Source organism: Paraglaciecola sp. (assembly GCF_039964565.1).
Taxonomy (GTDB): Bacteria; Pseudomonadota; Gammaproteobacteria; order Enterobacterales; family Alteromonadaceae; genus Paraglaciecola.
Window position 1 is genome coordinate 379581 of sequence record NZ_JBDVXF010000044.1, and the last position, 25583, is coordinate 405163.

At 39.1% G+C, this 25583-nt stretch carries 20 protein-coding genes; 4 read left to right on the top strand and 16 right to left on the bottom strand.

Translation table 11 applies throughout. The annotated features are described in order from the left end of the window. Positions 1–4: 4 nt before the first annotated feature. The 12 genes from ABJK37_RS21335 to ABJK37_RS21390 all read right to left on the bottom strand — a co-directional run bounded on the left by ABJK37_RS21335 (position 5) and on the right by ABJK37_RS21390 (position 11294). On the bottom strand, positions 5–520 hold the full coding sequence (locus tag ABJK37_RS21335) for a prepilin-type N-terminal cleavage/methylation domain-containing protein (RefSeq protein WP_348358049.1): 516 nt from the start codon (positions 518–520) through the stop codon (positions 5–7). 177 nt (positions 521–697) lie between these two features. Beyond that, a complete protein-coding gene (locus tag ABJK37_RS21340) occupies positions 698–1321 on the bottom strand; it encodes a type II secretion system protein (protein WP_348358248.1) in 624 nt (207 codons plus the stop codon). A 97-nt stretch (positions 1322–1418) separates the two neighbouring features. Continuing rightward, a complete protein-coding gene (locus tag ABJK37_RS21345) occupies positions 1419–1949 on the bottom strand; it encodes a hypothetical protein (RefSeq protein WP_348358051.1) in 531 nt (176 codons plus the stop codon). 4 nt (positions 1950–1953) lie between these two features. Further along, the gene (locus tag ABJK37_RS21350; protein ID WP_348358053.1) at positions 1954–3174 is read right to left on the bottom strand and encodes a type II secretion system F family protein; all 1221 of its coding nucleotides are present in this window, start codon (positions 3172–3174) and stop codon (positions 1954–1956) included. Next, positions 3161–5032: an ATPase, T2SS/T4P/T4SS family gene (locus tag ABJK37_RS21355; protein ID WP_348358055.1), complete on the bottom strand. Its 1872-nt coding sequence runs from the start codon at positions 5030–5032 to the stop codon at positions 3161–3163. The genes ABJK37_RS21350 and ABJK37_RS21355 overlap by 14 nt, the downstream gene beginning before the upstream one ends. Continuing rightward, the gene (locus tag ABJK37_RS21360) at positions 5029–6153 is read right to left on the bottom strand and encodes a tetratricopeptide repeat protein (RefSeq protein WP_348358057.1); all 1125 of its coding nucleotides are present in this window, start codon (positions 6151–6153) and stop codon (positions 5029–5031) included. Before ABJK37_RS21360 ends, ABJK37_RS21355 begins: the two co-directional genes overlap by 4 nt. After that, a complete protein-coding gene (locus tag ABJK37_RS21365; RefSeq protein ID WP_348358059.1) occupies positions 6150–7058 on the bottom strand; it encodes an AAA family ATPase in 909 nt (302 codons plus the stop codon). The genes ABJK37_RS21360 and ABJK37_RS21365 overlap by 4 nt, the downstream gene beginning before the upstream one ends. A gap of 3 nt (positions 7059–7061) precedes the next feature. Then, the gene (gene mshL, locus ABJK37_RS21370) at positions 7062–8720 is read right to left on the bottom strand and encodes a pilus (MSHA type) biogenesis protein MshL (protein WP_348358061.1); all 1659 of its coding nucleotides are present in this window, start codon (positions 8718–8720) and stop codon (positions 7062–7064) included. Further along, positions 8710–9048, bottom strand: coding sequence for a hypothetical protein (locus tag ABJK37_RS21375; RefSeq protein ID WP_348358063.1), 339 nt, complete (start codon positions 9046–9048; stop codon positions 8710–8712). Before ABJK37_RS21375 ends, mshL begins: the two co-directional genes overlap by 11 nt. A 6-nt stretch (positions 9049–9054) precedes the next feature. Further along, positions 9055–9732, bottom strand: coding sequence for a type II secretion system protein GspM (gene gspM / locus ABJK37_RS21380; protein ID WP_348358065.1), 678 nt, complete (start codon positions 9730–9732; stop codon positions 9055–9057). A 21-nt stretch (positions 9733–9753) separates the two neighbouring features. After that, entirely contained in the window at positions 9754–10368 is a 615-nt protein-coding gene (locus tag ABJK37_RS21385) for a PilN domain-containing protein (protein WP_348358067.1), read from the bottom strand. Then, positions 10368–11294, bottom strand: coding sequence for an MSHA biogenesis protein MshI (locus ABJK37_RS21390; RefSeq protein WP_348358069.1), 927 nt, complete (start codon positions 11292–11294; stop codon positions 10368–10370). Before ABJK37_RS21390 ends, ABJK37_RS21385 begins: the two co-directional genes overlap by 1 nt. 724 nt (positions 11295–12018) lie before the next feature. Between ABJK37_RS21390 and ABJK37_RS21395 the strand changes: the two genes are divergently transcribed. After that, the gene (locus ABJK37_RS21395; RefSeq protein ID WP_348358250.1) at positions 12019–14037 is read left to right on the top strand and encodes a TonB-dependent receptor; all 2019 of its coding nucleotides are present in this window, start codon (positions 12019–12021) and stop codon (positions 14035–14037) included. On the opposite strand, the gene ABJK37_RS21400 is transcribed toward ABJK37_RS21395, so the two are convergent. Then, positions 14034–15872: an EAL domain-containing protein gene (locus ABJK37_RS21400; RefSeq protein ID WP_348358071.1), complete on the bottom strand. Its 1839-nt coding sequence runs from the start codon at positions 15870–15872 to the stop codon at positions 14034–14036. The two genes, ABJK37_RS21395 and ABJK37_RS21400, sit on opposite strands and share 4 nt — an antisense overlap. Positions 15873–16157: 285 nt before the next feature. Between ABJK37_RS21400 and ABJK37_RS21405 the strand changes: the two genes are divergently transcribed. After that, on the top strand, positions 16158–16751 hold the full coding sequence (locus ABJK37_RS21405; protein ID WP_348358073.1) for a helix-turn-helix domain-containing protein: 594 nt from the start codon (positions 16158–16160) through the stop codon (positions 16749–16751). On the opposite strand, the gene ABJK37_RS21410 is transcribed toward ABJK37_RS21405, so the two are convergent. Next, positions 16650–17975 (bottom strand): site-specific integrase, encoded by a 1326-nt coding sequence (locus ABJK37_RS21410; protein WP_348358075.1) that lies wholly within the window; start codon positions 17973–17975, stop codon positions 16650–16652. The two genes, ABJK37_RS21405 and ABJK37_RS21410, sit on opposite strands and share 102 nt — an antisense overlap. A gap of 348 nt (positions 17976–18323) precedes the next feature. Here ABJK37_RS21410 and ABJK37_RS21415 point away from each other — a divergent pair, with 348 nt between their 5' ends. Then, on the top strand, positions 18324–18578 hold the full coding sequence (locus ABJK37_RS21415) for a hypothetical protein (protein ID WP_348358077.1): 255 nt from the start codon (positions 18324–18326) through the stop codon (positions 18576–18578). A gap of 320 nt (positions 18579–18898) precedes the next feature. Continuing rightward, positions 18899–23026, top strand: coding sequence for a COR domain-containing protein (locus tag ABJK37_RS21420; protein WP_348358079.1), 4128 nt, complete (start codon positions 18899–18901; stop codon positions 23024–23026). Positions 23027–23442: 416 nt separating this feature from the next. Here ABJK37_RS21420 and ssb read toward each other — a convergent pair whose 3' ends face one another. Beyond that, on the bottom strand, positions 23443–24039 hold the full coding sequence (ssb, locus tag ABJK37_RS21425) for a single-stranded DNA-binding protein (protein ID WP_348358081.1): 597 nt from the start codon (positions 24037–24039) through the stop codon (positions 23443–23445). Between the two features lie 12 nt (positions 24040–24051). Then, positions 24052–25389 (bottom strand): MFS transporter, encoded by a 1338-nt coding sequence (locus tag ABJK37_RS21430; RefSeq protein WP_348358083.1) that lies wholly within the window; start codon positions 25387–25389, stop codon positions 24052–24054. Between the last annotated feature and the right edge of the window lie 194 nt (positions 25390–25583).

Consider the following 25583-nt stretch of genomic DNA (forward strand, 5'->3'; position numbering starts at 1 on the left):
AACACTAGCAACCACCTGTTTGAACAAGAATAGTGGGTGAGGCGTTTTGACTCGCCGCGTCAGTATAAGTAACTTGGCATTGATTCGCTGCAACAGTAGACGCTGCAGTACCGAGTGGAGTAATAGTAAATGAACCTGAGGCGGGAGAATCTTCTGTGAAAGTCCAATCTCCAGTTACAGCTGTTAAATTTAAATCTACCCAACGTTGTAACATTGTCGCGTCCATTGTGACAGCGCTTGGATAACCATAATTTGTATTAACATCCCCTCCGCTAATAGTTACTTTATTTTTATCCACACTGGGATCTGTTCCTACATTTTTTTGCTCACCAGCAATGGCTGATTTTGCATAAACCAACTGAGACCCACCTTGCAACGCTGCTTTTACACCTTTAAGAGTTGAGGCGGTTGCATCACCTTGTATATCTATAAATTTAGGCGCGGCGGTTACAGCCAAAATACCTAAAATCACGATTACAATAATTAATTCGATTAATGTAAAACCACGTTGTTGTTGCATGCTTTTTTGTCCTCAAAGGTTTTGCTAACTAAGTCCCTGAATCTATTAGATGTTTTATACCATTTAAACATCATTTTAACCAAATGATAGCGTTTTTCTAGTTATCTTTGTTTATACCTAAGTATATTTTTTGAGCGCATTGCTAAGGTTTATCACTACAGAAAACTATCGCTGTGACTAATTGTTACTAAAGACTATCACCTGGCCAATTCTTGGATCGTAGATAAATCCGTTTCCAGCCAAGTTATCGGTAGGCTCAGTTGTGCGATTTTTAACTGTTTGTGTTAGGTAATAATAACAAACATCATTACCACCTGAGCCTATGCCCGTTCTTACATTAGTAAAATATCTGAAGTTTTCAAATGGTCGATCATTCCAATCCGACGAAATAGTTGGGGCACTTTGCATAATTAAGTTGAAAATACTCTCGCAGTCCAATGTACTCATTTGGTCATCTTCAGAACTACTGTCGGTGTCTAATTGCCCTGTTGGGTAGCCCGTATCTTGATCGATGCCCACTTGAATGCTTTCAATTGTTACGAAGGTCGAATTGGTGCCATTATTTTCAGTTGGGCGGCCTTCTAATTCCCACTGAGCTCTGACTAAACCAACTCCAGTGGCAAAACCTCCCGCCACTCCATCTACTGTTGCATCCTCAGCATCTGCGGTCACATCTAATAGTCTAGGCAAAGCGGTTGCAGCCAATAAGCCTAAAATAACCACCACTATCACTAGTTCTATTAGGGTAAAACCCGAGGTGGCTTTTTTAGGGTAGCCATAGTGCCCGGTATTTAATTGCATATTTGTCTCAACTCTAGCGTTGCTGTTGCTCTTAATGTTGTTGGTCATAGCGGCGCTCCTACAAGGTTTTTCACTTGTGATTTTTTAAAAAAGGTAGTCATTCTTTAACGCTTAATACCTGACCCGAAAACACTTTGTATTCGAAGTATGGACCAGTAGATAATCGATATCGACACACAGAATCCAATGGATTATCGTTTAGTTTAATCCCGTCATAATATTCAGCAAAAATTTTAAAGCCGTCTATATTCATTGGCATATTGAGTAGCATTTTCCAAATGTTAGCACAGCCTTGTGACGTTGGTTCTGCTTTTGGCCAACCTAAATGACTCATAAATATAGGTTTTCTATCTGTTTCAATTAAAGTTTCATTCTCGCCCAGCTTATTGGCGTAGGTGATTAACAGGACTATTTCAGGGCGGCCTTCCCCTTGCCACTGCCAATGGGCATTACTAACACTAGTTGAAAACTGTTCAGCTAAATTTTCTAGCGCAAGTCGCCGTAAATTAGTAGAGCCGTTATTTAGATGAATCATAAAGCCCAACATTAAACTGATAAACACCACTACCACAGTGATATTAATAAAAAGGCTACGACTACGCTCATCGGCTGCTTGGTTTTTATCCATAATGTTAACCTTTTATGGCCCCCATCATGTCCCACATAGGAGTAAAAATACCTAGGGCGAGTATTAACACCATGCCCGCTACAATACTGATTAATATAGGTTCTATTTTCGAGGTGAGACTTTTTAAGTCGTAGTCGACTTCTCGCTCATAAAACTCAGCAACTTCTGCTAGTAACTCGTCTACGCGCCCTGTTTCTTCTCCCACACTTATCATCTGTAATACTAATGGTGTGAACAATTTACTGCTGCTGGCCACCCTAGATAAGCTTTCACCTTTTTCGATATTTTTACGCATGTTTAAAATACATTCGGCCATATATGCATTATTAACTGCCTCTGCTACTAAATTAAGCGCCGAGGTAAGCGGTACTCCAGATACCAACATCATAGAAAAGCTACGGGCAAATCGGCCTAACAAAGTGCGTTCAAAAATACTGCCAACAATAGGTAACTTTAACTTGGTTTTGTCCCACTTATAGCGGCCAGTTTCAGTTCGTAAGTACCTGACTAACAGGTAAATCCCTAGTGTGATCCCTACAACTAAGTAGGGCCATTTAGTGATAAAGAAGTTAGACGTTGCCAATAATATACGTGTCATTAGTGGCAACTCTGCACCAAAAGAAACAAACATTTCAGCAAAAATTGGGATCACTACCATGTTCATTATTACCATAGCTATAACTATGGCAATTAACACAAACATGGGGTATCGGGTTGCTGCTTTTATTTGTTTGCGGGTTTCTTGTTCGCGCTCAAGGTAAAATGACAATTGTAAAAAGGCTTCGTCCAATTTACCGGTATTTTCTCCTACGTGCACAATACTGACAAATAATCGCCCAAAAACGTGGTCGTGTTTGTTTAACGCTGTAGAAAGGGTGCGACCTCGTTCCAATTGATCAGCAACGTCCTCGAGTGCCATAGCCATTCGCTTCGAACCTGTAGTCTCAGCTAACCCTTTAACAGCCCGTAAAATAGGTATCCCTGACTTGGCCAACGAATACATTTGACGCGAAAATATCACTAAATCATCAAGCGTAACATTGGGTGTTAAAAAAGAGACTTGTGCCGATTCATCGATTTGTTCTTGGCTATTTTCGGTGATTTCAATAGGTGTAAAGTTTCGCCCAGCCAATATTTGAGCAACAGATGAATCATCTGTTGCTTCTAAAACACCAGAGGTCAGTTCACCGCTCGCATTTCGTGCCTTATAGCTAAACTGGGCCACCGTCGCCTCCTGGTGGTTTAGTTAATGGTTCAAGTTCAAATGAAAAGCCTGACGATTTAGGGGGCTCCTCTTTGGTTGCTTCATTTTCGCTTTGATCTTCTACCACTTGCGCTAATTCTTGTTCGATAACTTCATTATCATTGGGCTTAGAAATAGTTCGCTCATCTGCCACCATTTCTATCAATTTAAGAACTTCGTCGACTGTTGTAATGCCCATTTTGGCATACATTAACGCGACTTTAGCAAGAGGTACAAATCCAGGACTATTTTGCGCCGCTTGCGAAAAAGAAATGGTGTCATTTAATTTTAAGGCATTCATCATGTTTTCGGTCATTTCAAGTAATTCGAATACACCTATCCGCCCTTTATAACCGGTTCTATTACAGCTCTGGCAACCTATACCACGTTTGAAATTAATCGCTTCTAAATTGGTATCTAAATTGTTTAACCATAGTAATTCCTCGGCATTGAGGCGGTAATCTTCACTGCAATTATTACAAATTTTGCGCACTAACCTTTGTGCTACTACAGCACGTAAGGAACTGGCTACTAGATAACCAGGAGCGCCCATATCTAACAATCTTACGGCGCTGCTTATGGCGTCATTGGTATGTAGGGTAGAGAGCACTAAGTGCCCGGTTAACGCACCACGTAGTCCTATTTCGGCTGTTTCTTGATCGCGCATTTCGCCGACCATAATAATGTCTGGATCTTGGCGTAAGGTTGTACGTAATACGTTAGCAAAGCTTAAGCCAATCTTGTTATTGGTTTGTACTTGGTTGATTCTTGGCAGTCTATATTCAACTGGGTCTTCTACCGTAATAATTTTTGATGCTGCTTTGTTGAGTTCGCTTAGTGCCCCATATAACGTGGTCGTTTTACCTGAGCCTGTAGGGCCAGTTACCAAAATCATACCGTGTGGTCGGTGCAATAGGCTTCTAAAGCGAGTTAATAGATTATTTGGCATGCCCGTTTGATCAAGGGTCAATAGGCCAGCAGATTGATCCAGTAAACGCATCACTACCGATTCACCAGCTTGTACTGGCATGGTCGATACCCGCACATCAATTGAATGGCCTTTGATACGCATACTTGTTCGGCCATCTTGGGGAAGCCGTTTTTCAGATATATCCAATCCTGACATTAATTTGAGTCTAAGTACCAAGGCCGATGCAATGTTTTTTTCCTGAATGACATTCTCTTGCAGTACTCCATCAACCCGCATACGGATCCGTAATAATGCGTCATCGGGTTCAATATGAATATCTGATGCCTTGGCTTGAACTGCGTCTTCAAAAATTGATTGTAATAGCCTAGCTACCGCTGTGTCTTGTTCGTCACCAACGCCAGAGTCAAAATCGAATTCGGCTTCATCTTGATATTCTTCTGCAAGTTCTTGTGCAAATGAGGCTATTTCTTCAGTGCGGCGATAAAAATTGTCATAGGCTTGTATCAACTGGCTATCACTAACCACAGCCACATCTATAGGTTTAGGTAATAGTCGAGACAATACATCAATAGCGGCTAAATCCGCCGGGTCGCTCATCGCAACTAGAAGTCTATCGCCTTTGTCTTCAATCACCAAGGCGCGGTGCCGACGAGCTTGCACCTCAGGCAGCATATTGACTGCTGCTAGCTGCACATTGTGTTTGCTGATATCGACCAACGGCACCTTGAGATGTTGTGATAAAAATGACAGAAGCTGATTTTCGGTTACCAATCCCAGTTCTATCAGCATGAATCCCAATTTACGGCCCGACTCTTTTTGCGCCGCAAGTGCCTGCATCAACTGTTCTTCGCTGATAATTTCCTTTTGGACAAGTAAGTCGCCTAGGCGTATTTTGGCTTTAGGTTTCATTGATCGCCTGCTAATACTGAAATTCGTTGTTGGATAAAATCATGCACTGAATTATCTAATTGGGCCAGGGATTTGGCGTTTGTATAGGCCTGCACTGCTTGGTCTATTTCACCTAATTGATCTTTTGCTATACCTAAACCTAACCACCATTTTGCGTTGTTAGATTCGATTTGGGTTAAAGATTGATAATCTGACATGGCCATTTTTGTGTGTTTTAGTTGTTGCGCTAAAGCCGCCCGATAACCTAAGTATTCTACTTGGTTGCCTGTTATGGGTTGAAATTTCGCTAATATATCAATTGCTTGTGCCGGCTCTTTTTGAATCATTAACAGTCGAGCCAACATCAATCGTAAGTCACCTTGTGCTGGGTGTAGCGCAATGCCTTTCACAAGAAGTTGCTTAGCTTGTGCATAGTTACCTTGGGAAAATAGTAAGGATGCGAGTTTCTTGCGGGCCTTAATATTCGTAGGTTCAGTTTCTAGTAATTTGTAAAGTAATGATCTTGCCAAATCGAGATCATCTTCTTTAAGGCTTTCGACTATGCGCTGTTTTAAACTGTCGCCGCTATTTTCCTTGTTACTATTGGTTTTACTAAAACGAGAAGTGGGCTCTGCAGCTGTTGCGGTGATGATTTCTGGTGACCGAGAAGCCTTAGTCGCAACTTCTTGAGTATCTATCACTTGTATGGAGTTAATCTGGGCCTCAGTTGTATCGGATTGCTGTGGCGACCTTGGCTTTGCATCTGACAGCTCACTTGGCGTCTGTATTTTTGCAGAGGGAGCGGCAACTATATTGTCAGTTTTAGCTTTTTGAACTGTATTGTTTTGTGAAGTAACGGACTGTTGCTGTGATTCTTCTGAGACCATGGACATTTTTCGCGGGACATTAGATGCCAAGGTTTGCGTTTCGGTTGTTGCTAAACTCTGCTCGGTTTTGGTTTCAGAAAATAGCCAATGGATATCCGTTAGCGCAAAAATAATGGCGGCAATAGCCAAAATTAACAGTAATATAACTAACGGTTTTGATTGTTTTTTGGGTGGAGCTTGATAGTCAGCCTGTATCTCATCTGTTTGCGTTTTTCGGGCCTCTAAATCTTGTAGCATTTTGTTCACTACACTCATATTTCGAACCCCGACCAAGCAAAGTAGGCAATACTAAAAGACAGCATCATGACTAAAATTCCGATAGATGAAGCAAGTAAGATATTGCTTGTTTGGTTAGCAGCCTCAGTATCTCTTATTGATAGTTTAATATGTAATGGCGTGATTTTTTGCGTGCCTTCCCCGTATGCAAGCATCAAAGCTTTATGGCATAGCACATTGACTATTCTGGGGGTCCCCTTACTGGCTTTATACAGTAAGGAACAACATTTTCGGTCGAACAGATCCCCCCCTCGATAACCGGCTACATTCATCCGGTGTTTAACATATTGGTATACCTGATCGGCATCCATTATTTGCAAGGAATAAGAAAACGTGACCCTCTGTTTTAATTGCCTTAGTTCGGGTAAAGCCAATTTGTCGTTTAGTTCAGGCTGGCCAAACAATACCACTTGCAATAATTTACGGGATTCTGTTTCGAGGTTGGTAATTAGCCTAAGTGCTTCAATACTTTCTACCGGCAACGCTTGCGCTTCATCAATTATGAGTGCCACGCCTTTATTTTCATGGTGTATTTGAATCAGTCGTTGCTGTATGCGCTGCGTAAATTCTTGTTGGTCGGCATGGTCAGTGAGGACCACGTTCAATTCACTCGCTACTGCACGGCGCAGTTCTGAAGGGGTAAGATAAGGATTGGGAATGTAAGCTGCTACAAAATGCTGAGGTAATTCGTTTAACAGTTTACGACAAATCAGCGTTTTTCCCGTACCCACTTCACCTGTTACTTTAATAAAACCTTCACCTGTCCTAAGTGCAGTCAACAACACTTGAATGGCCTCTTTATGACTAGGCAGACCAAAAAAATAACTGGTGTTAGGTGTTAAAGTAAAAGGTAACTCTTTAATACCGAAGTGGTATAGATACATGATTTAGTCCACGTGCAGCCAGTCAGCCATTTGATCCCTGCTACGTCTTAGCTGCTGTTTCCATGTGTCTTTATCTATCACTGTAGGTTTAATCAAAATCACAAGTTCTTTCTTAATTTCACTATTACTTTTATTTTTGAATAGATTACCCAAATAGGGAATATCCCCCAGCAAAGGAGTTTTTGACTCTGATTCAGAAATAATAGATTGCATCAATCCGCCAATCACCACTATCTCACCCGACTTGGCACGTATAACAGTATCAGATTCGCGGATATTACTTTGCGCCAGCGGTAGCACGTACTGTTCTTCATTTAGCGTCACTACTTTTTCTTGTTCTTGGGTTTCGATAACCGAAGGGTGAACATGTAATAAAACCATACCTTCAGCATCAATTTGCGGTGTCACATCCAAGGCGATACCAGAAAAGAAAGGGGTTAACTCAATGTTAGGTACGACTGATGTAGTACTGCTAGAAATAGTGCTCTGACTCGACACATCGGTGACAAAATATTCATCATCACCAACTTTAATGACCGCTTTTTGATTATTGACGGCTGTCACTCGTGGACTAGACAAGACTTGTACATTTCCTTGAGTAGACAGTAACGATAACACGCCAGAAAAATCCTTATTAATAAAAGAAATACTGGTTATATTTCCCAGCGCTGCACTTACACTATTGCCTAAAGTGCCAGCAGTGTTAGAGAATTGGAAATCGGTCGAGCCACCATTGGCTAAAATTTGGCCCCAATTAATGCCCTGCTGGTATCCATCATCTAATGATACCTCAAGAATTCTGGCTTCGAGTATCACTTGCCTTTGGATAATTTCTTCTGACACATCTAAAAATGCTTTCACTGCTCTAATTTCTTTTGGTAAAGCTCGTACTGTCACCAGGCCTGCCTGAGGAGTAACCATGACACTTTTTCCATCTCCTTCACCAATCATTGACTCTAAAGTTTCTAGAAGTTCAGTCCAAAAATCTGTTTCTGTGCGTGTCGAAATATTAGTACCGTTACTATTAGTATTTGTGCCATAACTGCTGCTACTTCCAGAGTTACTTGAATTTCCACTGTATCCATTTTGAGCGTTGTTATTACTATTATTGTTACCAGTATTTTGCGTCACACCTCCTGAGGTGATACTGGTTTGAGTTGAACCATCACGAGTCATCATTAAATAGTTGATGGCAAAGGTTTCAGTGCGCATACCTGAAGGATAAATACGATAGATGTTGCGCTTACGCTCGACTTCGTACCCGTAAATTTCCGAGACTAAATCAAACACCTCTTGCAATGTCACTTGTTTTAAATCCAGTGAGATTTCACCGGTTACTTCTGGATGAATTGCAACGCTGAAGGGGGTATCTTTCACTATGCTACTAAAAAATGCTGCAGCATCTACCTTTTGGGCATTGATGTCGTACTTTGATTCCCCAAATAATTGGTTGGAAGAGTCGCTAGGTTTAGGGAGTAATGCTTGATTAATTTCATCCGGTACTATGTCTAAAGGTTGTCGTTGTGGCGCTGCTTTAGATTCGTTTTCATACTCAGCAATTGCAGAGTCCAAAGAATGAGAAACAGCTGCTTTTTTCTGTGGGCTTTGGCATGAACAAATAGCCACCATTAGGCTAATTAGTAGTAATTTGTTAGAAACCATTATTCGAGTCTTTTTTAATGTTGTTGTTATTGACATAGAGTGTTTGTGGACCATCTGAACCTTCTAATAAAACGTGATTTTCACTGATCAATAGCACCTTGTAATCTTGAACTATTTGTCCCTGAATAACGCTCTTCCCATTTATAATAGCTTGTCTATTGTGATTGGTTTTAATGATGGCGGTTAATTTTAAGGCCTCTGGCAGCATTGCGTCTGAATCTTGTCCCATAACCAAGGATTTATCAGGGTTAGGCTTAGTTGGATCCTGCAGTGTACTGGCATGTGCACTGGCGAAACTAAAAATTACCAATATTAATAGGTGTTGCATTTGCGTTTATACCCCTATGAAAGCTTTGTTGGTGCTAAGAGTGTAGATTTCTAACTCAACACTTGCGGTTGGGTAATCGCCCACTAAATAATCAAATTTTTTCCAGTAGAATTGCCATGGTAATGATTCCAGTTTTTGTAAATATTCTTGAATATCAAAATATTTCCCCTCGAAGATAAGTGTAACACCATGGCGATAAAGTCCAGCCTTGGATTCTTCTCCTTCTTTGGCGGGTTCCAGCAATATAGGAACCGGTGCTATTGATTGTAACTCAATTAACTTTAACCCTTTGCTACCAGCCAGCACACTTTCCAACATTCCTGCCATTTTATTAGCAGGTACTAAGTTGTTAGTTTTTGTCTCTAACTGAAGCGTAATATTTTGAATTTCACGTTCTAAATCTGCAATTCTTGTATTAACCGGTTCATTAGGATCAAGATTTAGCTTTTCGGATAATTGCGCGACTTGAACTTCTAAAGTCGATATTTCTTTTTGGGCATTAACACGGTTTTGTTGTAACTTTTCGGAATCCTCTAAAAGAGGCTCAAATAAAAAGGTATACATCAATAGTAATATTACAACTAAACCACAAATCAGAATTAGGCACTGTTCACGGGAACTTGTGCTGTGGAATTTATTTGATAACTTTTGGTACTCTGCTTCTAGGGCAAGTTGTTGTTTCATATTTTACCTGACCCTCTTAAGCTATTCATTGCTAGTCCCAGCTTCTGGATTAGACTCTTCTGCTGACGAAACAACAAACTTGAGTTGTTTATCTGAGTCCAAATATAGCCTAGTATCCGCGAATTCCTGCCCATTAAAATAATCAGTTTGCCCTAAAGAGCTAAGCCATTTAGGTACGAGGGCAGAATCTGTTGTTGCACCTTGAAGCTCGACTTTGGCGCCATTTAAATTTATGTGGGTTAACCACAATCCTGTTTGATTATGACTAGCGAGATCTATCATTAAGTTGGAGTAACCTTGTGTTGTTGACTGTTCCCGTCCAGACAACTCATCTAAAACACGTTTCTTAAGGTTAACTAGCTGCTGATTATTTTCAACTTTTTGAAGTAGAACCGGATCAATTTTAAGGCTGTCTACCGCGATTTGTAATTCTGTCACTAATATTTTTTGCTGCTGCTTATCACGTTCTAAAATACCTATCTCCGCTTGAAAATTTTGCTGTTCAGTTGCGAAATAAAAGTACAGAAAGCCGCATAAAATCGCCGTGAGCACCCAGCTTGCGATAACAATAGTCAGAGAAAGCAAACGTAACTTGGGGTGAAACTCTGGGTGGTAAAGGTTAATTCTATTTTTCATTAGCCAATCAAACTCGCGTTATCCACTGCGGCGCCTAAGCTTGCTAGGCTTGATGGTGCTATTGGCATTTCAGTATTTTTTGAGATGTTGGGAATAAAGGATTCCACTGACACAAAAATAACCTCTTTTATAAACTCTGCTAGCGCATCCTGATGAATGGTATCCAAAGAAAGATAAACTTTTTTAACCGGGGCTTGGCGTAATTGGCTCTCAAAATAATCCATGGAACGTTGAATTTCTAAACTCAAGTTATCAACGACGCCCATTTTTAATTCTTCTGGTGAAAAATTAGCTAAATTTTCATAGCCACGTAATCGTCGTGAAAAATACAACTCGTTGCGTTTAACAATATTTAGGCTCAGCTGCCCACCTTCTTCTTGCTTTAAGGTAATAATGGCATCGTCACTAGGCACAACTAAATTACATGTTGCGAGTTCTTCAATGCCAATAATATTCAGTGCCAACCCTGCTTTTAACACACCATTTCGAACTTCTTTCACTTCTTGCTTACTGATGGCAACAACATTTAATTTTTTGAGGTTTGCTGCCTCAGTTGGCGTATCGAAATAATCAATGGCGAGTTCATCGTCACTAAATAACTGTTCCTTGACTGACCATTGCAGCGCTTGGAGTAGTTCTCCTTCTTCAACGTCTGGTCTATCTAGCTGTAACATTTGATACTTTGAAATAGAGAACGCGACGTTACACTGAGTGTTCGAGAGACTATTTTTGTCGACGTAGGTTTTAAGTGAGCTTTGCCAACTTTCAATTGGGAGAGTGTCTTGCTTTACCCAGCTAATTTCACCTTTAATCTTTTGTAGGGTAGAAACATGAAATTCGTCTACGCCAATTTCGATCCCAACGGAGTGAAATTTTGAGGCCTTACTAAAACGTCTTTTAATAAACTCTCGCCAACCTATTTGCATGTCACAGACTATGTTTCTTAATAACTAAGCTCCATTACAGCAAAAAACAACGTAAAGCGCTAGTTTTATATAGACTTTTAATATGGGCAGTTTATGTAATAAATCCAATGATTTATCGTCAAAAACTAGTTGAATAAAAGGCAATCATAGAGTTATTTTATGAGTACAATTATGTACTCTACCAAGGTCAGCCTAAAAACAAATCAACGGGTGTTTTCTTAGATTTTTTGTCAATGACTTGATTTGGCTAAAAATAAAAAATATCTATTTATTTCAAGAGATTAGTTCTTTGGGGTGTGCCGTCACTGACTATCAAATAACGCGTTTTTTTGTTTCGGTATGCAACAACACTATCAAGAGACTAAGTTGCGAAGCGTTATACTGCGCTTAGATACAGCATCAGGACGAAATGCCTTAGTAACAAGTTTAATGCAAAGGCGAATAGTGTCACATATCAAATAGAATGCCGCGATATCTAGCACCCTTTAGTTTGATGATTGAGCGTTGTGCGTTTTAGTTAAAGACATAAGTTAGTCAACACTCGGGAAAATTCATTTTTTCTTAATGAACTATTTATCTATAACGGTAAGTAGTTTAGGCAGTGTTGTACTTACTACTCGATAAGAAATTGAGGTATGCAGCTAGTAGTTTGCAACGTACAATAACGAATGTTTTTAACGTCATGCCACATAAAATAGGTGTTTTGGGAGATTTTTTGGACTACGTGAATCGTTTTTTTAGTCTGTTGTTTTTGATTGTTCCAGTCGCAGGTTTAGCCCAAGTACAACCTATTGACAATATTACAGTAACTGCCACTCGAACGACGAGTAATGTGTTCGATATAGGTAGTAACATCAGTTGGTTGGATGAAGAAACTTTGCAGTTGATTGAACAACAACATATTAATCAAGCTTTAGTCAGGACTCCTGGTACTTGGATTAGCCGAGGAAATGGACAAGAGCATTTAACGGCTATTCGGTCTCCTGTGTTAACCGGCACTGGGGGATGTGGCGCATTTTTTACCGCACAGGACGGTATCTCATTACGTGCACCAGGATTTTGTAACGTTAATCAATTGTTTGATGCCAATACCGAACAGGCATCTTCTGTCGAAGTTTTACGTGGTCCTGCAAGTACTATGTATGGCTCTAATGCTGTGCATGGCGTCATTAACATTCTGACTCCCAATCCCTTTGAAGTAGAACAATCACATTTATCTTTGAGTGTTGGCCCTCATGACTATTCTCGTGGCATGTTTAGTTTATCCAACACTGGTGACCAACATGGTGTGCTGTTTTACGGCAATATCACCAAAGATGGTGGATACTTGCAGGACAGTGGTTTCGAGCAGCAAAAATTTAATTTGATTCACCAATACCAAGAGGGTAAGTGGCAAATTAAAAATGTACTAGCAGCAACCAATTTAAATCAAGAAACTGCTGGTTTTATAAGTGGTTTGGATGCTTATAAAGATGCGGCTCTTAAAACTCAGAATCCCAACCCAGAAGCGTTTCGAGATAGCCAGTCGATGCGCTTCTACAGTCAAATTAAGTATATTGAAAACGATACTGCCAGTCTTACCTTTACACCTTATGTTAGGTGGGCTGATATGCAGTTTTTGCAACACTACCTAATTTGGCAACCTCTAGAAGAAAACAATCAATCTAGTATTGGCGCACAACTACAATTCCAGAAAATTTACGGTAAATTAACATGGTTGAGTGGTTTTGAAGTTGACCTGACTAAAGGGCAATTGACCGAGACGCAATCCGAAGATTTTTCACCTACTATCCCAGCTGGCACACACTATGATTATGAAGTGGATGCAACTGTATATTCTCCATTTACGCAATTACAATGGGCCGCTAGCGAGCAGCTGGATCTTAGCACTGGCGTGAGGTATGAACGCACTAAGTATGACTATAACAATCGCCTAACTGCGGGCAGTGCTTGTGCTGATGGTGTAGAAAATTGCCGGTTTACTCGCCCTGGGGATCAAGTGGCCAATTATGAAGAATGGTCATATCAAATAAATGCAAATTATGCAGTAAACAATCAGAATCGACTTTATGCTCAATATTCAACAGGCTATCGCGCACCTCAAGCCGCCGAGTTATTTAGACTTCAAGCTGGACAAACACTCGCCGAGCTTGAAGCTGAAAATGTAGATTCCATCGAATTCGGTCTAAGGGGGCAGACCCAAGGTTTTTTCTACGACCTGACCTTGTTTACGATGCATAAGAACAACTTTATTTTCCAAGATACCAATAGACAAAATATTAGCAATGGTGAAACCTCTCATCAAGGCATCGAGTTAGCAATAAACTACCAGTGGCAACAGTTCTATGTCTCTGCCAATGGCACTTTTGCGAAACACCAATACGCTGCAAACCTCACGCTAAGCCAAGTTAATATCAATAACAATGAAATAGATACTGCCCCAGAACATACGGGCAGTTTGCAATTTGGATGGCGAGCTGATTCTGGCAGCTTTATGGAATTAGAGTGGGTACATCAAGGTAATTATTATCTTAATCCAGAAAATACCGCTGAATACAGCGGTCATAATTTACTCAACTTGAGAACAGGCTGGGCGTTAACGGATAAATTGGATATTAGTGTAAGAATCACTAACTTGGGCGATGAAGATTACGCCGAAAGAGCTGACTTTGGTTTTGGGAGTTATCGATATTTCGTAGGTGAGCCAAGGTCGGTTTATTCCACGCTTAGACTTAAGTTTTAACTTAAATTACTGATGGGTTCTGGTTCATGAAACAGCGAACCTTGGGCGTGTTTTATCCCAAGTTCAATTAAGTTATCGGCCGCTGCTTCATGTTCAATATGTTTAGCAATCAGCGCTTTGCCAGATAACTTGGCTATTTTCGTTAGTGTTTCGCAAAGTAGAGCGTTGCTCGGGTTATCTGAATAGCCGCGAATCACCGCGCTATCTATTTTCAGGTAGTCTAGTTTTAATACATTTAGATACTGAATCAGAGAAGTTTGCTCACCAAAATCATCTAGACAAGTTTTACATCCTATTTTTTTTAGGTGAGATAAAAACGTACTAGCCCTCTCAATTGTGAATAATGCGTCAGACTCAGAAATTATGAAACACAATAGATCGGGTTTTATTGACTTTTCTACCAGTATATTTTCGAGCGTTATCAGAAACATAGGGTTAGTTATGGTTTCTGATGAAAGATTGATTGAAACATGACTAAATTGGCTATGTAAGTGTTGATTGTCCTGTAACCAATTTAGGGTGGCTTGTAGCACCCAAAAATCAATTTTCCTATTGATTGGGTTGAGCTTAGAAACTTCAATGCTCTCCTTGTCCAGTTTCAATTGACTAACGTTTTCACCATTAAGCCTTAATAACATTTCGATAGTAGGTAATTGCTCCTCTTGTGTTTGCAAAGGGGTAACTTGCTGATAAAAAAGTGAGAATCCGTTTGATTTTAACGCTGACTCAACACGGTCGACTAAGTCATTATCTGTTTCTATCGCTAACTGTTTTACATTTTTATTTTGATAACTGACAATAGATCCTAAGCCCTCTTTCTTAGCTTGAACCGATGCGCGAATAGCCTTCGAAGTGATTGTTCTGGCACTCGTTTCATCATCATTGACTACGCAAAAGCCGATACATACATCAGCTTGGATTTTCTGACCCTTAAAGGTAAAAGGAAAGCTATTTAAACAATCGACTAAACCTCTTGCGACTACAGCAGCGGTTGTGACAGAGGTATGCTTTAAAAACACCGCAAATTGGTATCCACCCAGCCTACCTAATACAGCGGAGTCACCTAATTGTGATTGTAATAAATTGCTAACGTTACAAAGAACATAGTCGCCTGCGTCCCATCCAAAACATTGATTGATAACTTCAAACCCTACAAGTTCCAAAAATAATAGCGCCCCATCGGATTCAGCAAGACCACGATCATCTAGATAGCATTGCAAGGTGTTCTCAAAGCTAACTCCACTAGGCAGCTTCGTCAAAAGGTCAGTGCCTTGCGCGAGTTGTAAGCGATTATTAAGCAACCTTGACTCAACGATAGCTTGCTTAAGTTTTTGATTAGAATCAGCTAAATCGCGGTGGTGTTGTTGGACTTTACTTTCTAACCTAAGGTTAGTTTGCTGAGCTTGATTTACTAAACGTTTCATTTTTAAGTGAAACTGAGTTCTTACTATTAATTCTTGACTATTCAAGGGCTTTAACAAGTAATCTACACCGCCTACTTCAAAGCCTTGCTGCAATTCGGCTGCTGTAGCGGTTAAAAACATTATTGGAATTGTTGATAGCTGTTCATCTGATTTAAACTTTTGACAGGTTAACAAACCGTTCCAACCTCCCGGCATGTTGATATCTAATATGACTAATTCAGGGCAAAAACGACATGCCAACTGATAGGCTTGTTCTCCACTGGTGGCTGTTGCGACGTTATAGTCTTTTTTCTCTAAAACAAGGCGAACACTTCTTAAAACCTCAGGATCATCATCTACTACCAGAATATTATCTTGCTTTTGGTTTGGTTCATGCTTCGAGTAAAATAATTGCCGTAGCTCACCGTTCATATGAAACTAATTTCAACTTGTGTTCGAGATGGAAGACGATACATTCTTGTAACATATTCAGCAATGCTATCGTCAAAATTTATCATAAAATATTCTATATATTTTTATTTTTGGGAATAAAGGTGCGATTTAAGGGACGAAAAGTCAACTTGGCGCTTATTTTGTTTGGTGTATATTATTGTCGAAAATTGATGCTTGAAATAGTAATCTAGTTTTTTTTCCGTTGATTAGGTGTATGTAATTGGGATACCTCTACTATGTTGTTTTGATTAGAAATATTTGCTGATGAAACACTCTCAACCTTCTTTAGTACTCACAGCGGCTGTCAATCGTTTATTGAGCGAGAGGGACTTACCTGCATCCTTAACCATTGAACAATGCGCCTGTGCATTGTCTATAAGCATGACCTCGTTTAGGCGTAAACTGGCCCAAGAAGAAACCAGTTATAAACTTATTCAAAGTAAATTTTTAAATGAACTTTGCGTAAAAGCCTTGTTAACAAAACAAACTAAGATTGAAGATTTGGCTATTAGGCTTGGTTATTCAGAACGGGCAACCTTTGAACGCGCCTTTCGGCAAAAATTTGGCGTCACGCCATCACAGTTTAGATATTTGTCATTGGCTAACAGTGTGCATAGTAACGCTGTAAAACTGACAGAAATTGCCGAAAATATGCCACCCATGCCTCGCAGTTGTCAGCAACTTTTGCTTGAGAAACATCGAGACCATCTTAATCTGCAAAGAGTGATTGAGATTGTGAGTAATGATGTCATTTTTTCAGGCCGTATTCTGGGGCAAGCCAGTTTGAAATGCTCGCCTGTCTGCATGGCGTTTACCGTACTTCATTGCCATCTTAGACTCCTCTGTCCACCCCATTAACTTTCTTCTATCGCTTTCTGTTTTTGCTTCTGTAGACTCTCCTCGTCTTATAATGTCATCTGCAATCTCGCTGAAGTCGTCATTCCAAGAGTGTCTGAAAGAGTGTGGATTTACTTTAAATCCTACGACCTTGGTAAGTTGAGAGCAGATCTTGTTTATAGAACTTAATGAAAGTGCTATTCCTTTTGACTTACTCGCGCGATGTGGAACAAGAAGATAGTCGATTCTTTCAACACCAGAGATTTTTGATCGATACTTAACGATACAGTCCTCAAGAAGCAGAGCTAACTCTGACGTAATCGGAATAATACGACCCAACGTTTTAGCTTTGGGTCTATCAAGACGCTTGTCTTTTTTATCTTCACGTTTTCTTATTCTAAGATATTTCCTTCCATTTTTTTTGGAACGAATGATGTCATTAATGCGAATTCTAGCGAGTTCTCCGCGTCTGACTCCAGTTGCGTCAAGTAAATGAAAAGTAAGCTGATTTCTAACCCTAACGCTTTCGCCCCACGGATTATCAGACGAATCAGGGCGAAGTACGTCCATCACTCTGATTCTTTGGCTTTTTGTTAAGGAATGATAAGCATTAAGCTCAAGCGTTTCCCCCATCTGTTTAATGTTGTCGCCTCGGGATGGCTCATCTAAACAGTCAATTACGAGCATTGCATGCTCATCAATATCATCAACATTACTAAATTTTTTTGGACGCAAAGTTTTGAGTGTTTCTTCTGCGTTACCTTGTTTTGAAGAAAAACAATATAATTCAAGCCAGCCAATGTAGCGGGCGAATGTTGTAATCCTATTGAAGTGAGTATGCGGGGATATGTGTCCTGAGCCTTCGATGACGATGTTTGCTCGCGCAGACTCTAGTTTTGTTATTTTAGGTATCACATTTCCTGCCATAAATTTTTTATTTTTGGCAACATGGTTCCGAAATGACTTAACTGTCCTGCCTGCCCACTTTACCAACCAATTCATTTCAGCTTTTTTCAGGAATTCGCCTTTGAGGCATTTTTGCTCCAAATCAATGCACAAGTATTGGCAAATCTCGTATAGGTATCTGATGTGCCGAACTTCTTTGTCAATAGTAGTAAATGCATCTGTACTATTGCGATGATTTACAGTTACGAACAAACTTGGATAAGCCATTGGAAGGCCATCGTCGCCGATCAAAGAACAGTATTGTTCGCCAGTAGCAAACTCAAAAATTTTAGTGTTCATTTTGGTGGTTTCACTTCTTATCGGTCAGTCGATATGATTTAAAGTGTTGCCTATAGGGATTGAGGAATCAAGAATGATTTTTTGTAAATCATTGATTTATAAATAAATAATTGACAAAAATCATCATAATTATAATGCGGAGTTAAAATACTATGTGCTATTGTAGGGGCAGAACGCTGAAACTTTTGTATGAAAAAATAGTTGATTGAATGAGTTTTTATAAGATTCATAACTATTCGAAATTCTTCTCAAAGAAAAAGCGAAATATACTGTCACACAGGCGAAGAATATAGATGTTCAAGACAGCTCAATTCTCTATTTAACAACTCTGATTAGGGCTTATTATTTATGACACCATCCATCGTGCACGACGTTAGAGAAATATTAATCGCTAAAGGATTAGACGATTCTTATGTCGCGGAAAAAATGTCGCTATTTGAAAACATCAAAACAAACTTTGAGGTTCTAGCTATGGCCAGCTTTCTTGACGATGAGGGCAGAGTTTTTCTTGCTGAGAAAACAGGTTTCTCCTTAAGTGACCTAAACACATTTTTCCAAGTATCTAAGGTATATTACCCAATTATGGCATCGTTAGTCATATAAGCTGTGCCAAGATCCACATTAGTCGAACTACTCGTTGATAGGCTCAAAATAACAGAAAGGGGTTGTAGCTATTTTCGTCAAATACTTCCGGTTTGGCGATTTGCAGACATTGACTATATTTTTATTGAATAACTGATGTTGGCCAAAAAGCGGGCAGTGTGGTAAATGTCTGATAGTTTTTAAAAGTTAGAGTTTAAGCAACTTGATAGGGATTTGTTTGCTCTTTGTCGACATATATAGGAATATTTTAAAGTTACCATATTAGCGAAATCAGTTTAATAAAAGTAGCATAGCAATGTTATCAACAAGGAAGGTTAGTTTTGTCACAAAAGTCCATTTCAAAGAACAAAAGCGACCAAACACCTGATTTTAAATATCAACTTGAACAGGCAATCGCTAATAAAGAAGATGATGTTACTCTAAATCTAAAAGGACTCGCACGCATCCCTGATAGCATTCATCTGTTGCCTTTCGCGAAATCTCTCCATTTTTATAATTGCAATGCTCTTTCAAATATCACTGAATTTGATAATGCTGAACTTCCTCTACTAGAGTCATTATCCATTCTTGACAGCAATTTCTATAACGAAGGCACGTTAATTGATACTTCTAACTTGGATTGTTTAATGATCCAGCTTCAAAACTTTCTTCCAAATCCTCAGCCCTGTATCGATTTATCACCTTTGGCAAATTTAAAGAATCTTAAAAAGCTAGTAATCAAAACAAATATCAATTTTAATTTTTCATCATTGTCTAAACTAGTTGGACTCCTCAGCCTAGAAGTTATTAATGCTCGTTCAATTGATTTCTCAAATATCCAATTTTTAAGTGCGTTACGTGAGTTAACTATCTGTTGTAGCACTTCTCTTAGTAACTTAGATTTCTTGACTGTATTGATTGATTTGGAAGTATTCCGTTCCGCATGGTGCTATCAACTAAATGATATATCGGCACTGTCTCAGTTAAGCCAACTGAAAGAGATAACTATCATTCAATGCGCGCTCAAAGAACTAAAGGTATCTAAATCCAACACTAATTTGGAAAAAATAGAACTAGTTGGAAACGCCTATTTACATGAAATTCATGGGCTAAATGGTCTTCAAAGATTGAAAACTGCTTTCATCGATAGTTGTGACTCGATAACATGTTTTCCAGCGATCAATGATCTTCCATCTTTAAAAAGCCTAACAATTACTAGTTGTAAAATGTTGGAGAGCGTGGGAAATATCTTTGGAGCATTTTTCTTACAGGATTTAGATCTATCAAATAATATATTGCTTAAACATTTTCCAAACGTGGATAATTCCAAAAAATTAAAAAACATTCGTTTGAGTGGCAATAAAAAACTAAAGTCACTTCCAAAATTCGCTTGTTTCCAATTTATCGAACTTATAGATCTTGATCAGTGTGAAAGCATTGAATCTCTTCCCTCAATAAAGAATTTGCGCAACTTAAAATATCTTAAGATTAGTTTTGCTAAAATATCATCAATTGACTCATTCGAAGGATTGAGTTCAATTAGAGTTCTCATTTTAAACCATTTATATAGACTTATAAAAATCCCTACTCTGGAGTCAATTCAAACATTGGAAGTAATTGATCTGAATCTCTGTACTTTTTTAACTCAAGTCACCCTTCCCCTCAAAGCTGACAAATTGAAGATACTAATTCTGTCGTCATGCGAAAGAATTATAAAAATATCATGCCTCTCAAAGTACAAAGCGCTTGAAATTATTGATTTAACTTATTGCCATAAACTTGAAGAAATACCAAGCTTGGTTGATATGAAAAAATTAAAAGAGTTAATTATCAAGAAGTGCGATGACGTAAACCGCATTGGAAAAATGGAGAATTTACCTGAATTATTAGAACTACGGATTCAAGACAGCTACAAGTTAGCCTCAACTCCGGACCTCGTTAACCTGCCGGCACTAACAGATATTATTGTAACTGGCGCACCAATAATGAGAGAAATAGGCGCGCTCAAACGGTTGCCTTCTCTTCGATCACTGTCACTTCCAAGTAGCGAGGAATTGACGGATCTTTCTCCGTTGTCTGAATTAAAAAGTTTAACAACGCTAAGTCTTAATTACTGTCGAAACTTAAGTGATATTAGCCCAATATCAAAACTTACCTCACTTAAAAAACTTATTATGCATAATTGTGAGAAAGTCAAAGACTTGTCACCTCTGTCTGCACTAATAAAACTACAAGAACTTGATGTTCGATTTACCACTGCTTTAGACGTTAATCCAGGAGCAAATCCTTTTTCTTGCCTAACATCACTGAATTGTTTATTTGCGGACAAGTTACTCGGTGCTCCTCAAGAACTTGGCTCAGCCAAAGAAAAGGATATTTTGCCGGCTATCCAAGCTTGGGGAAAAGACCTGAATTTAGCAGAGGTTTCCGAGAGTGTAATTAAGGTGTTTATCTTAGGTAACGGCACAGTGGGCAAAACACAACTCGCTCGCAGACTTCAAGGAATGAACTATGACGAATCAGTAGAATCCACACACGGCATTGAGTTGGGGGAATTTCAACTATCTGCTCAAGAGGATGAGTATGTCGGTATCAATGCTAAGATATGGGATTTTGGAGGACAAGATATATATTTAAGCACTCACTCAATTTTTTTAGATGAACGTGCCATTTTTATAATTGCTTGGAATCCCAAATACGAAAATACAGATGTTTATGAGGAAAATAATGTTCCTATGCGAAATCGACCCTTGCAGTATTGGTTAGAGTACGTCACTAGCTACGCAGGGAACCAAGCTCCTATAATTATTGTTCAAACTCAATGCGATAAACAGATAGATACATTAAAACCTCCAATTTTAGGGCGTAAAAGCAATATAAATACCGCCGTCGCTTCATCTTCAAAACGATCCAGTGGTTTAGACTCACTCAAAGTAGCTTTAAAAAATGTCGCTACGCTTCAGTTAGAGAAATTTGGAAAAGTTAGAATGCCCATCAATTGGCTTAAGCTTTCTGAGTGCCTCCGGGACTTGCGTAAAGACAAGATTATCACGCAAATAAAATTCGACAGTCTATGCCAAAAACTCAGCATCGCCGATCCCTCTTATGCTAAAGAATATTTACACAACTCAGGCGAAATATTTTGGGTGAATTCATTGTTTGGTGGAAAAATAGTACTCGATATGTCATGGATGTTGGAAGGTGTTTATACGTTATTTAGACGAAATGGAGTACTCCCAATAATTACCAGTCAAGGTGGTCACTTCTCTGAATCATTACTGGAAACAATTGTATGGAAAGGTCGGAGCCCCGCTGAAAGAGGCCTCTTTATTGAAATCATGAAAAGCTGTGAAGCAATTATTGAAATCTCACCTAGCAATTATATCGCGCCTTCACTACTACCCTCTGAAAAAGAATCCCATTGCGAGATCAATACAATTTGGCAAAGCAGAGCGTCAGATAACAAAATTTGTTTGAAGTATTCATTCCTCCATGAAGGGATTCTAAGGAGAATACTTATTGAAATTTGTCAAGAGGCTGGCTACCGAGCAGTTTATTGGGCATATGGTATTTGTTTTTTCGATATAGGTCACAATACGGTTGTCAAAATTTCGTCGAGGTTGCCAAATATCGAAAACAATTCGTTTAGTGGAGAAATATATATCGAGGGTATGCCTTCCAGTCCGACAGAAGATAGAAGTATTGAGATAGCACGCTCATTCATCGAAAAGTTAAGCGATGCAATACGTCGAATTAAGATAGGTGAGCAACCTTCAGTCAAAATACTTTATTCCGAGAATAGAAACTATTTCAAAAATACCGAGAATGAAAGCTTGAAAAATATCCCGAACTCAGGTGTTTCAGTTCGAAAGAGAGAAGACTTAATTCCAGTATATATTTCATATGCTTGGTCAGAAAAAAGTATTGAGATGGTTAACGCCCTTGAGGAGGCTTTACCTGATTACATTGAATTAAGGCGAGATACTAAAATTCTAAAGTCTGGAGAGTCAATTGTTGAATTTATGAAACAATTGGGTCGTGGAGCTTACATATTTGTCGTGCTCAGTGATGACTATCTACATCGCGTTAATTGCATGTTTGAAATGTTGTGTATGTTTCGGTTTTCACAAGACGATAAAAACCATATGCTGAGTCGAGTGATCCCCCTATTCGTTGAAGAAACAAACTCATATTCAAGAGCTAAAGAAAGGGATAACGTAGTTCAGTTTTGGCAAAAAGAATATAATCAGCTTTATTCTATGCTCGACAAGCGAGGCTTTTTCTCTATTAGTCAAGCTGATAGAAATGAGCTAATCATGATTCAAGATTTTCTTCATTACGTTTCTGATATTACTTCTTGGTTCAGTGATGTACTTATGCCAAGAGGAACCGCGGGTATAGATGAAGCAGTAGAGTTACTTTGCGAGAGAATTGCAGAAGAGAGGAGCAAGCTCCGAACCTTACGCTGAGAATACTTAGTTAACTAAGAGCGAATTGGACTTTCGAATTTAAATCAGCATTAGACCCAATTATTTACTGATTTCAAATATAAAATGCACTTTTCTAGATGTCCCAATAGGACTTCTGCCCAAGTCGCTCTTGCATGAACTTCACAAAATTAAGAAGTAACTGAACAACAAAAACTGCATTATGTTTTTTTAAGTCGTGAATTGATTTTTCAATGTGATAAATCTAATTGAAGCGATATGTGACATTAGGAAGCACGAATCTAATTCTTTACAAATATTGTAAGGTACAGCATAACCACTAAACAGGCGAAAAAAAAGTTTACAGGAAATGCCACTTTCAACTGTAAACTCTTTTTATCTATATGTTATTAAATAGCTTTTTATTAAACGTTACAAAAAGTGGTCTCAGTTCCGCCTCAAAACGGAATATCATCGTCAAAATCAAAATCTGGTTCTGCCATAGGTGCTGGTTGACCTTGCTGCGGTGCTTGATTGAAACCTTGATTGGATTGTTGAGGGTTACCTTGGGCTGGTGGCTTTTGGTATTGTTGATTCTGCTGAGGCGACTGTTGATAGCCTTGCTGTGGCGCTTGCTGGTAACCTTGATTAGGTTGTTGCGCTGGACGTTGTTGACCTTGGAAACCCCCTTCAGATTGACTGCCACCGCGTCCACCTAACATTTGCATGACGCCATTAAATGGGTCTAAAACAATCTCTGTGGTGTATTGGTCTTGCCCTTCTTTATTCTGCCATTTGCGAGTTTGAAGTTTACCTTCAATATAAACTTGGCTGCCTTTACGCAAATATTCGCCAGCGATTTCGGCAAGTTTTCCGAACATGGAGACTCGGTGCCATTCTGTTTTTTCTTGCATCTGACCACTTTGATCTTTCCAACTTTCTGAAGTGGCTAAGGTTAGATTGGCCACTGCCTTACCATTAGGGGTATATCTTACTTCAGGATCTTTACCTAAATTACCCACTAAAATTACTTTATTTACACCTTTACTCGCCATGTTTCCTCCTAATTACTCTTTTAAATTCAGTACAAGTCGAGCTTGTTGAATATCGAAATGTTGTTCTGCCTTTATGTACATAACTTGTTCATTTGGAACAACTGTTATATCAACCAAGCCTTTTAATGCAGAAAGCTGCTGTAAAGTCAGATCTGTTATTATTTCATTTGTGTTAAGTGTATACCTTTTTAGCCTTTGCGTCCCGTTGATCCCCTTAACCAAAAGTAACCATATAACACATAAAATACTGGCTAATATAAACACCCACTGAATGCCTAAAAGCGTGCCAATACTGCCAGACAACACACCACCAATAAATGCACCAAAAAACTGAAAACTAGCATACACACCCATGGCTGAGCCTTTTTTACCAGCAGGGGATATATTCGAAACCATCGCCGGAAAATTTGCTTCTAGATAATTGAAACAAGTGAAAAATAGGCTTACCAAAATCATCAAATAAATAATTGAATGTTGCCCAAAAACAAACAGTCCAAATATAATCGCCATGCCAGCAACGCTAAATTGCATGACTGCTTGTTTGCTTTTAGCGGCTAGCGCCATAAGTACGACAAGGCCAATAACTGAAGCAAATAGTACCACTGAATAGACTTGCCAGTGTGTGGAAAGGGGCCATTTTAAATCAACTAGAAACACCGGAATTTGTACAAATAACAGGGTGATCAGCATGTGTAGTAATAAAACACTGATATTTAAGCGTAGTAATTGAGGGTGCCTAAATAGATTGAAAAGGTCCTCGTAAATGGGCAACGTATCACCCTTTGGTGCAATGTTTTTTGCATTAGGTACTACAAATAATACTAAAAATACGCATAAAGATGCGAGTACACCTGTCATCAGGAAAATACCGCTCAATCCAAATTGACTGGCAATAATAGGGCCTAAAAGTAATGCTAGGTAAAACGAAAAACCAATAGAAATACCTATGATGGCCATAACTTTGGGTCGTTGTCTTTCGCGGCTTAAATCACCGGCCAAGGCCATAATCGCACCAGCAATTGCGCCAGCCCCTTGCAGAAAGCGTCCTACAACAACCCAAACTAAACTATCAGCCGTTGCTGCAACAAGACTACCAACAGCAAATATGATTAATCCCCCAGCAATTACTGGTTTGCGCCCAATTTTATCGGATAAAACCCCCATGGGAATCTGCAATAATGCTTGTGTGAGTCCATATCCACCTATGGCTAAGCCAACCAAAAACGCTGAATAATCGGGATATTCTTGGGCGCTTACGGCAATAACAGGCATAACCATAAACAGGCCAAGCATGCGTAATACATACACAAAGGCAAGAGAAAAAGCGCTGCGAAGTTCGGTAGAATTCAAGGTTTAATCTATTATCAAAAAATCAAAAAGGTGGATGTCAAAATAGCCGACTAGTCTAGCATAGATTCCATTTTCACAAACAATTTAAACAACATTTTTGATTAGCTGCAATGTGCCTTAAAAAAGATAATCAGAGTTGCCGTAGAGCTAGTTTCAAGAGTATGTAATACTTCTTCTTTTGCATTTGATAAAAG